General features: G+C 72.8%; 9 protein-coding genes. 4 read left to right on the forward strand and 5 right to left on the reverse strand.

The window, feature by feature from the left end; translation table 11 throughout:
- Positions 1-31: 31 nt before the first annotated feature.
- Positions 32-1,282 carry a phosphoribosylamine--glycine ligase gene (gene purD / locus GSF22_RS25855; RefSeq protein ID WP_208816341.1) on the forward strand — a complete coding sequence of 417 codons (1,251 nt, stop codon included), beginning with the start codon at positions 32-34 and terminating at the stop codon, positions 1,280-1,282.
- A gap of 59 nt (positions 1,283-1,341) precedes the next feature.
- On the opposite strand, the gene GSF22_RS25860 is transcribed toward purD, so the two are convergent.
- The 4 genes from GSF22_RS25860 to GSF22_RS25875 form a co-directional block, all read right to left on the reverse strand.
- Complete coding sequence (locus GSF22_RS25860; protein WP_208816342.1) at positions 1,342-2,652, reverse strand: MFS transporter; 1,311 nt, start codon at positions 2,650-2,652, stop codon at positions 1,342-1,344.
- Complete coding sequence (locus tag GSF22_RS25865; protein WP_208816343.1) at positions 2,649-4,214, reverse strand: AMP-binding protein; 1,566 nt, start codon at positions 4,212-4,214, stop codon at positions 2,649-2,651. Before GSF22_RS25865 ends, GSF22_RS25860 begins: the two co-directional genes overlap by 4 nt.
- 72 nt (positions 4,215-4,286) lie before the next feature.
- Positions 4,287-5,501 (reverse strand): acyl-CoA dehydrogenase family protein, encoded by a 1,215-nt coding sequence (locus GSF22_RS25870; protein ID WP_208816344.1) that lies wholly within the window; start codon positions 5,499-5,501, stop codon positions 4,287-4,289.
- Between the two features lies 1 nt (position 5,502).
- Entirely contained in the window at positions 5,503-5,955 is a 453-nt protein-coding gene (locus GSF22_RS25875) for an SCP2 sterol-binding domain-containing protein (RefSeq protein ID WP_208816345.1), read from the reverse strand.
- Positions 5,956-6,028: 73 nt separating this feature from the next.
- On the opposite strand from GSF22_RS25875, the gene GSF22_RS25880 reads away from it, so the two are divergent.
- From GSF22_RS25880 to GSF22_RS25890, 3 genes are all read left to right on the forward strand, one after another.
- Positions 6,029-6,667, forward strand: a complete 639-nt coding sequence (locus tag GSF22_RS25880; RefSeq protein WP_208816346.1) for a TetR/AcrR family transcriptional regulator — start codon at positions 6,029-6,031, stop codon at positions 6,665-6,667.
- Positions 6,668-6,707: 40 nt separating this feature from the next.
- Complete coding sequence (locus GSF22_RS25885) at positions 6,708-7,949, forward strand: hypothetical protein (RefSeq protein ID WP_208816347.1); 1,242 nt, start codon at positions 6,708-6,710, stop codon at positions 7,947-7,949.
- A 68-nt stretch (positions 7,950-8,017) separates the two neighbouring features.
- Positions 8,018-8,974, forward strand: coding sequence for a zinc-binding dehydrogenase (locus tag GSF22_RS25890; RefSeq protein ID WP_208816348.1), 957 nt, complete (start codon positions 8,018-8,020; stop codon positions 8,972-8,974).
- Positions 8,975-9,020: 46 nt separating this feature from the next.
- On the opposite strand, the gene GSF22_RS25895 is transcribed toward GSF22_RS25890, so the two are convergent.
- The coding region (locus tag GSF22_RS25895; RefSeq protein ID WP_280116978.1) for a MaoC family dehydratase at positions 9,021-9,357 on the reverse strand (337 nt) is incomplete at its 5' end.

Raw genomic sequence — 9,357 nt, forward strand, 5'->3', positions numbered from 1 at the left:
GCTCAGGGCGGGGCGCGTAGGATCGGGGCTCGTGCGCGTACTTCTTCTGGGTGGTGGTGGGCGCGAGCACGCGCTCGCCCTGGGCCTGGCCGCAGATCCGGCCGTCGAGCAGTTGACCGTGGCACCGGGAAACCCGGGCATGGCGTCGATCGCCGAGCTGCGCCCGGTGGACCCGATGGATCCGGCGGCGGTGGTCGGCCTGGCGGTGGAGACCGGCGCCGACCTGGTGGTGATCGGGCCGGAGGCGCCGCTGGTCGCGGGCGTCGCGGACGCGGTACGCGCCAAGGGCATCGCGGTCTTCGGGCCGTCCGCCGAGGCGGCCCGGCTGGAGGGCTCGAAGACGTTCGCCAAGGAGATCATGACGGCGGCCGGCGTACCGACGGCCCGTGCGGTGACCTGCACCGACGAGGCGGGTGCCGCAGCCGCACTGGACGGTTTCGCGCCGCCCTACGTGGTGAAGAACGACGGGCTCGCCGCCGGTAAGGGCGTGGTGGTCACCGGGGACCGGGTGACCGCGCTGACCCATGCCCGGGAGTGCGGCCGGGTGGTCGTCGAGGAGTACCTGGCCGGTCCCGAGGTCTCCCTCTTCGTGGTCACCGACGGTGAGGCGGCCCTGCCGCTGCTGCCCGCACAGGACTTCAAGCGGGTGGGTGAGGGCGACACCGGTCCGAACACCGGTGGCATGGGGGCGTACGCGCCGCTGCCCTGGGCCCCTCCCGGTCTGGTCGACGAGGTGATGACCAGCGTGGTCCAGCCGACCCTGGCCGAGCTGCGCCACCGGGGCACCCCGTTCGCCGGCCTGCTCTACGTCGGGCTGGCGCTGACCGCCGACGGGCCGAAGGTGATCGAGTTCAACGCCCGCTTCGGTGACCCGGAGACGCAGGTCGTTCTCGCGTTGCTGGAGAGCCCGCTCGCCGGGCTGCTGCACGCCGCCGCGACCGGCACGCTGGCCGCGCATCCGCCGCTGCGCTGGCGGGACGGCTCGGCGGTGACCGTGGTGGTCGCCTCGGCCGGGTACCCGGCCACGCCGCGTACCGGTGACGTGATCACCGGGGCCGACCGGTCCGGCATCATCCACGCCGGGACCGCCCGCCGGCCGGACGGGGAACTGGTCTCCGCCGGTGGGCGGGTGCTCTGCGCCACCGCGACCGGCCCGGACCTGGCCGCCGCCCGCGACGCGGCCTACACCCTGGTCGACGGGGTACGCCTGGACGGCTCGCACCACCGGCGGGACATCGCCGCCGCAGCCGTCGACGGGCGGATCGAGGTACCCGGACGGTAGACCGCCCAGACAAGTCAAGAGCCGCACCGGACAAGCCAAGAGCCGCACCGGCCCGGTGGTCAGTCGCGGTGGGCGGTAGGTGCCCACTGTTCACCGAGCGGTACCGGCCCCTCGGTGCGCCCGGTGGTGCCCCCGGGCGGCGCGGGCGGGTACCGGGGCGGGTCGTCCAGGGCGTGCAGGACCCGCATCGGTACGGCGGCCAGTGCCGCCACCAGCAGGGCGCCGGCCAGCACCAGGAAGGCCGCCCGGAGTCCGAGCCACTCGACCAGCGGTCCGGCGAGCAGGTACCCCGCCGGGCCGGCCGCGTACGTGAACGAGGTCATCACCCCGACCACGCGCCCGCGCAGCCGTTCCGGGGTACGGGTCTGCATGGCGTAGTTGGCCAGCGGGTTGATCGGACCGTACGCCAGCCCGATGACCACGGCGAAGGTGAGCATCGCCGGGTACGGCGGCAGCGCGGCCAGCCCGACCAGGGCCAGACCGGTGACGACCAGGGCGACGACGAACAGGGTCCGGCGGCGGAGCCGGCGGACCGCCCAGCCGGAGGCGAGGGCGCCGAGGATCGAGCCGGCACTCATCGCCATGAGGATGCTGCCCAGCCGGGCCGGTGCCCCCTCGGCGACGAAGTACGCCGGCAGCACCACCCCCTCGACCGGCAGGTACAGCGCGACCAGCACCATGGTGAGCAGGGCGACGGCGCGCAGCAGCCGGTCCCGCCAGACGAAGCGCAGCCCCTCCACGGTGCCCTGCCAGACCCCGGCGGGTGGGGCCTCCGGACGGCCGGCGCCGGGTAGCCGCACCGCGGCGACCAGCAGGACGGCCAGGGCGAACCCGGCTGCGGTGACCCAGAGGGTGGGTCCGGGACCGATGGTGGCGATCAGTACGCCGCCGACGCCCGGCCCGACCAGGAAGGCCAGCCCCCAGGTCGCCTCGTGTACCCCGTTGGCCCGTTCGATCCGCCAGCCGGCGGCCTGGGCGGCGGCGGGCAGCAGCGTCTCCCGGGCGGTCAGCCCGGCCGGGTCGAAGACCGCTCCGAGGGCGGCGAGCACCACGATCCAGGCCAGGTTGAGGCCGATGGTGGCGTCGACGAGCGGGATGGCGGCCACCGAGGCGGCGGAGAGCGCGTCCGAGAACAGCGCGGTACGGCGTCGGCCGAGCAGGTCGACGACGGTGCCGGAGACCAGGCTGGCGACCAGCAGCGGCAGGGCGGTGGCCGCCGCCACCAGCCCGGCGGCGGTGGGGCCGCCACCGCGTTCCAGGACCAGCCAGGGCAGGGCGACGGTGGCCACCCCGTTACCGGTACCGGAGAGCAGGGTGGCGCCCTCGACGAGGAGGAGCGGGAGACGGCGGCGGGGTGGCGGCAGGCTCAACCGACGTACCGGCGCAGCTCACGGGCGAGCACCTTGCCGGTGGCGTTGCGGGGCAGGTACTTCACGAAGATCACATCCCGGGGTACGGAGAACCGGGCCAGGTAGTGGCGGACGTACTCGCGTACCGCCTCCGGGTCCAGGGTCTCCCCGGGGTGCAGCGCCAGGAAGGCCGCGAGACGTTGGCCGAACTCCGGATCCGGTACGCCCACGACGGCGACCTCGCGGACCTGGGGCAGTCGGGCGATCAGATCCTCCACCTCGGACGGGAAGACGTTCTCCCCACCCGAGACGATCATGTCGTCCTCACGGCCGTCCACGAAGAGCAGACCGTCGGCGTCGATCCTACCCAGGTCACCGGTGTTGAGCAGGCCGTCCCGACTTTCCCGGCCGGAGCCCGAGGTGTACCCCTCGAAGAGCATCTCGTTGCCGACGAAGATCCGGCCCACCTGTCCGGCCGGTACCGGCGTGCCGGTCGCGTCCAGGATCGCCAGCCGGGTGCCGTGCGGCGGCCGGCCCGCCGTGCTGGGTGCCCGGCGCAGGTCGGCCGGGGCGGCGATGGAGGCCCAGGACACCTCGGTCGAGCCGTACAGGTTGTAGATGACCTCGCCGTAGGTGTCCATGAACCGGGTCGCCAGGCCGCCGGGCAGTGCCGAGCCGCTGACCGCGACCACCTTCAGTGGCGGGCGTGGGTCGGGCGGTGCCACCTCCAGCATCCGTTGCAGCATGACCGGTACCGCGAAGAGGGCGTCGCAGCGCTGCCGGGCCAGGGCGTCGAGCGCGGTCGCCGGTTCGAAGCGGCGGTGCAGCACGATGGTGGCGCGCAGCGCGAAGGCGACCTGGAGGGCGGCGTACCCCCAGGTGTGGAAGACCGGCGCAGCGATCATGATCCGGTCCCGGACGTGCAGCGGGATGCGGTCGATGATGGAGACCAGCGGGCCGAAGCCGTTCGGGGTGGGCCGGCGGGCGCCCTTCGGCGCGCCGGTGGTGCCCGAGGTGAGCACGATCGTCCGGCCGTCCCGGGGTGGGGGTTTCAGGGTGCCCGGCAGCGCACCGGCGATCAGCTCGGCGTGCTGCCGTTCGCCGATCCGCTGCACCTCGGGCGGCAGCGGGACCACCCGTTCGGCGAACTCGTCGTCGTGCACCAGCAGCCGGAGCCGCTGCTCGGTGGCGACGACGGTGAGCTGGGCGGTGGAGAGCCCGCTGTTGACCAGTACGGTGTCGGCGCCGAGCAGGGTGCCGGCCACGATGGTCTCGACGAGGCCGTGGTGGTTGCGGCAGAGCACGCCGATCCGGTCCCCGGCCCGGACGCCGTACACCGCGCGTAACGCCCTGGTCAGCCGTTCGGCGCGGTCGAGCAGTTCCCGGTAGGTCAGCTCACCGTCGTTCTCGTCGACGACCGCGATCCGGTCCGGGTCCCGGGCTGCCGCCTGGCGCAGCTCGCCGGCGATACTCCAACCCCATCTGCGCAGGGCGTTGAGTTGTGCGGCGACCCGGACGGGGCTGCCCGGGGTGAGCAGCCCGCGCCGGGTCAGGGTGGCGACGACGAAGCCGAGGTCCTGCAAGGAAGGGCCCCTTCTTATCGTTTTCGGTATAGGAAGGGGCCCTTCCTAACCAGTGGCGGTGCCCCCGTACCGTCAGCGGATCTGCATCCCGGAGATCGCCCGGGAGATCACCAGGCGCTGGATCTCGGAGGTCCCCTCGAAGATCGTGTAGATCTTGGCGTCCCGGTACCAGCGCTCCACCGGATGCTCGCGGAGGAAGCCGGCGCCACCGAGGATCTGGAGCGCCTGTCCGGTCACGGCGACGGCGACCTCGCCCGCCTTCAGTTTGGACATCGAGCCCTCACCGGCGGTGAACGGCCGGTTGTTCCGGCCCATCCAGGAGGCCCGCCAGACCAGCAGCCGGGCGGCGTCGATCTCCATCTTCATGTCGGCCAGCGTGAACGCGATCGCCTGGTTCTCGATGATCGGTCGACCGAACTGCACCCGTTCCCGGGCGTAGTCCAGCGCGTACTCGTAGGCCGCGCGGGCCACGCCGATCGCCTGTGCGCCGACGGTCGGGCGGGACAGTTCGAAGGTCCGCATCGCGGCCTGCGAGGCGGCGCGTTGCCCGGTGCGGGCCCGGTCGAGCCGTTCCAGCAGGGCCTCCCGGCCGCCGAGCAGGCAGCGCCCGGGGACGCGTACGTCGTCGAGGAAGACGTCGGCGGTGTGCGACGCCCGCAGCCCCAGCTTCTTGAGTTTCTTCGTGGCGACGAGCCCGGGGGTACCCGGTGGTACCACGAAGGCGGCCTGCCCCCGTGAGCCGAGGGCCGGGTCCACCGAGGCGGTGACCACGTGCACGCCGGCGATCCCGCCGTTGGTGGCGTACGCCTTCTGCCCGCGCAGCACCCATTCGTCGGCTGCCTCGTCGTACGTCGCGCGGGTGCGCATCGATCCGACGTCGGAACCGGCCTCCGGTTCCGTGGTGCAGAAGGCGGCGACAGCGGGGGCGTCGACGGTGCCGAAGCACTGGGGGACCCACTCGACGAGCTGTTCGGGGGTACCGGAGCCGTAGATGGCGGCGACGGCGAGCGAGGTGCCGAAGATCCCGAGCCCGATGCCGGCGTCACCCCAGAAGAGTTCCTCGCTGGCGATCGGGAGGGAGAGGCCGGTGGGGTCGGCCCAGCAGTTGGCGAGGAACTCGAATCCGTAGAGGCCGATCTTGGCGGCCTCCTGGATGATCGGCCAGGGAGCCTCTTCGCGGGCGTCCCATTCGGCCGCGGCCGGGCGCACGACCTCTTCGGCGAAGCCGTGCACCCAGTCGCGCAGATCCCGCTGTTCCTCGGTCAGGTCGAGCGAGAACTCGGCCATGTCAGCCCTTGGGGATGTCGAACAGGTTGGCGATGTTGGCGGCGAGGCCGAGGTCACCCTTGGCCTTCAGCTTGCCGGTCATGAACATCATCACCGGGTTGGCGCCACCGGAGACGATCTTCAGGAACTCCAGCGGGCCCATGGTGAGGGAGAGCTTCGGGTCCCGGGCCGGGGTCGAGGTGGCGGTGCAGGCGCCGTCCTCGATGACCACCTCGTAGGTGTCCGTCCCGCCGTCCGGGCGGCCGGTGATGTTCCAGTGGATGACGGCGTTGGTGGAACCGGCCCGGTCGGCCCGGAACAGCGTCGGCATCCGGTTGAACACCTCGTCGAGCACCTTGCTGCGCAGGTCGCTCTGCATGACCTCGGTGATCTTGGAATCCGGGGTCGACTTGACGATCTTGAGCAGCTCCTTGGAGTCGGCCGTGGCGAGTTTGTCCGGATCGAAGTCGGTCATCGGTGTGCACCTTCCGGGCGGGGCATTAGTTACTCCAGCGTAACCTTACGCACGAGTAGGTATGCTGGCAAGGGTGTCCACCAACCCCGCATTCAAGCGGCTCCCCCGGGCGGTCCGCGAGCAGCAGATGCTCGACGCCGCCGTCAAGGTCTTCTCCCGCCGGGGGTACCACGCCGCCAGCATGGACGAGATCGCCGAGGACGCCGGCATCTCCAAGCCCATGGTCTACGCGTACCTCGGGCCGAAGGAGGACCTCTTCGTCGCCTGCCTGCACCGGGAGTGCACCCGGATGATCGAGGCGATCGCCGGGGCCGCCGCCCCCGACCTGCCCCCCGACGAGCGGCTCTGGCGTGGCCTCCGCGCCTTCTTCGGCTTCGTCGGCGCCCACCGGGACGGCTGGTCGGTGCTCTACCGGCAGACCCGTGGCGAGCCGCCGTTCGCCGGGCAGTTGGCCACCATGCGGGCCCGGATGGTCGAGGTGATCGCCGGGATGCTCGACGACGCGCTGCGCGCGCAGGGGCGTGAGGTCCGCGAAACCGATCTGGAGGTCATCGCGTACGCCCTGGTCGGCGCGAGCGAGTCGCTGGCCGACTGGCTCGCCGACAACCCCACGGCCGACCCGGAGAAGACCGCCACCCGGATGATGAACGTGGCCTGGCTCGGTGCCGGCCAGTTGATCGAGGGCGCGGTCTGGCGGCCGGCCGACGGGTGACCGGACAAGCCTGTCGTACCCCGTTGGCACGATGGCGTCCGTGCTCGACACGCTTGACGAGATCGACTGGGCGGGGCTGACCCACGCGTACGGCCCCGCCGACGACGTGCCGGGGCAACTCCGGCGTCTCCGCTCCACCGACCCGCAGGACCGGAGACGGGCCCTCGGTGAGCTGTACGCGAACATCTTCCACCAGGGCACCCGCTACGAGGCGACGGCGTACGCGGTGCCGTTCCTGCTGGAACTGCTCGCCGATCCGGCGACCCCCGATCCGGCGGCCCTGATCGAGTTGCTGGTCGCCGTGGCGATCGGGTACGACGAGACCTGGCTGCCGGACGCCCTGCCGATCGCCCGGTTCCGGCGTACCGCCGAGGGCGGGGCGGCCCTGCTCGCCGCCGCACCGCGTCCGGGCGACGAGGGGTACGACGAGGACCACAGCGAATACGACTACGTCGAGTCGCTGAGCGCCGAGGATCAGGAGCGGCTCGGGACGTACGTGGCGCTGGCCGCGTACGACGCGGTGCGGGTCGGCGTGCCGCTCTTCCGCAGCCTGCTGACCCACCCCGATCCGGCGGTACGCATCTCGGCCGGGTACGCCCTGGCCTGGTTCCCCGAGGAGGCGGCCGGCAGCCTGCCCGCCCTCGCGGCCGTCCACCGGCCCGTGGGCACCGGCGAAACCGCAACTGCCGGTCCGGCCGGTGTCGTCGCGACCAGCCTGGTGGCGACCGGGCTGCTCGGCGGGGTGCCGGACGCCACCTTCCTGGCTGATCCGCGCCCGGCGGTCCGCTGGGCTGCGGCGGTGGGTCGGGCGTGCGCGCTGGGTGCCGACGCCGATCCGGGTACCGTGGCCGAACTTGTCACCTGGACGGCCCAACCACCGGACGAGCCGGGCGTCGGGCCGGACCACCCCGGCGGGTACGTGCCCTTCCTCGACGGTGACCTGTCCGGGTACGCCGGGCTGGCTCTGCACCAGGTGGGACCGGAGCACACCGACCGGGCGTACGACGCACTGCTGAGCCGGCTGTCCAGCGTGTCCGGCCGCGAGGCGATGCCCGTGGCGGGCGGGGCGTTCCGGATCGCGTTCCCCGACGGGTGCGTCCCGGAGGGGACGCCGTTCACCGCCCTGACCGTCCGGCAGCAACGCCTAGTCGAGGTGCTCGTACGGTCCCCGCAGACGTGGCTGATCGACGGTCGGCAGTTCGGCAACTTCATCGGGCTGGTCGACGGGTACGGGTTGCCGGCCAGCCAGGTCGCCCTTCAGGCGTACCTCGCCACCGGGTGAGAGCAACCATTGACCTCAACCAGGGTTGAGGTTGGAGGCTGACCGGGGATCGGACCTCGGGAGGGCTCGTGCGCGCGGTGTGGTTGACGGAGTTCGGTGGGCCGGAGGTGCTCGTACCGGGGGAGGCCCCGGAACCTGTGCCCGGCCCCGGGCAGGTGCTGGTGAAGGTCGACTACGCCAACGTCACCTTCGTGGAGACCCAGTTCCGGGCGGGACTGACGGTCGGACCGCTGCGGGGCGAGCCACCACTGATCCCCGGCAACGGGGTCGGCGGGACGGTCGTCGCGGTGGGCCCCGGCGTCGACCGGGGACTGGTCGGCAAACCGGTGGTCGGGTCCACCGGCGGCACCGGCGGGTACGCCGAACGTGCCCTGGTCGACGCCGCCGGGCGGTACGACGTACCGGCCGGGTTGGCGCTGGACGCGGCGGTGGCGGTCCTGGCGGACGGCCGTACCGCGACGATGCTGGTCCGGGCGGCCGGGGTGCGTCCCGGTGACCGCGTGCTGATCGAGGCGGCGGCCGGCGGGGTGGGCACCCTGCTGATCCAGCTCGTCCGGGCCGCCGGGGCCCGGGTGGTCGCGGCGGCCGGCGGGCCCCGCAAGGTCGAGCTGGCCCGGGACCTCGGCGCCGACCTCGTGGTCGACTACCACGACCCGGACTGGACGGCGCAGCTGCGCGCCGCCGTCGGCACGGTGGACGTGGTCCTCGACGGGGTCGGTGGTGAGCTGGGCCGCGCCGCCTTCGAGCTGTTGGGCATGGGCGGGCGCATGGTCAGCTTCGGGCTGGCCAGCGGGGCGTGGGCCGGCATCCCGGACGAGGCCGCGCAGGCGCGTGGGGTGACCCTGGTCCGGCCCCGACCGTCCCCGCAGGACCTGCGCGCGGACACCGTCCACGCGTTGGCCGAGGCGGCGGCGGGACGGCTCCGGCCGGTGATCGGGCAGCGTTTCCCGCTGGAGCGGGCGGCCGACGCGCACGCGGCGATACAGTCCCGGATCACCCTCGGCAAGACCCTGCTCACGGTGTAGCGCCACCGCTTCGTGTTAATAAGGGGCCCTTCCTCTACCGAAAGCGTTAAGAAGGGGCCCTTCCTTGCAGGTGGGGTTTGCCGCTGCGGGCGTCGTGCAGACTGAACAGCCAGCCGTCGCCGCTGCTCCGGGCCGCGCTGAAGGCGACCGTGGCCGGCAGTGGGACGGGGAGTTTGAAGGCGACGTCGACCGTGTAGGAGTCCGGCAGGCGCGGGGCGAGGGCGGCCAGGCAGCGGGCCTTGCTCCACATGCCGTGGGCGATCGGGCGCGGGAAGCCGAGCAGTCGGGCGCCGGCCCGGGAGGTGTGGATCGGATTGTGGTCGCCGGACACCCGGGCGTAGTCCGTACCGACGCGCGGCTCGACGCGCCACCGGGCGGTGGGG

Source organism: Micromonospora echinofusca (genome assembly GCF_017614955.1).
Classification (GTDB): domain Bacteria; phylum Actinomycetota; class Actinomycetes; order Mycobacteriales; family Micromonosporaceae; genus Micromonospora; species Micromonospora echinofusca_A.

Bases quoted from the DNA above. Each gene is read 5' to 3' on its own strand.
- GSF22_RS25870 (WP_208816344.1), bottom strand. From the start codon at position 5,501: ATGGCCGAGTTCTCGCTCGACCTGACCGAGGAACAGCGGGATCTGCGC.
- GSF22_RS25875 (WP_208816345.1), bottom strand. From the start codon at position 5,955: ATGACCGACTTCGATCCGGACAAACTCGCCACGGCCGACTCCAAGGAG.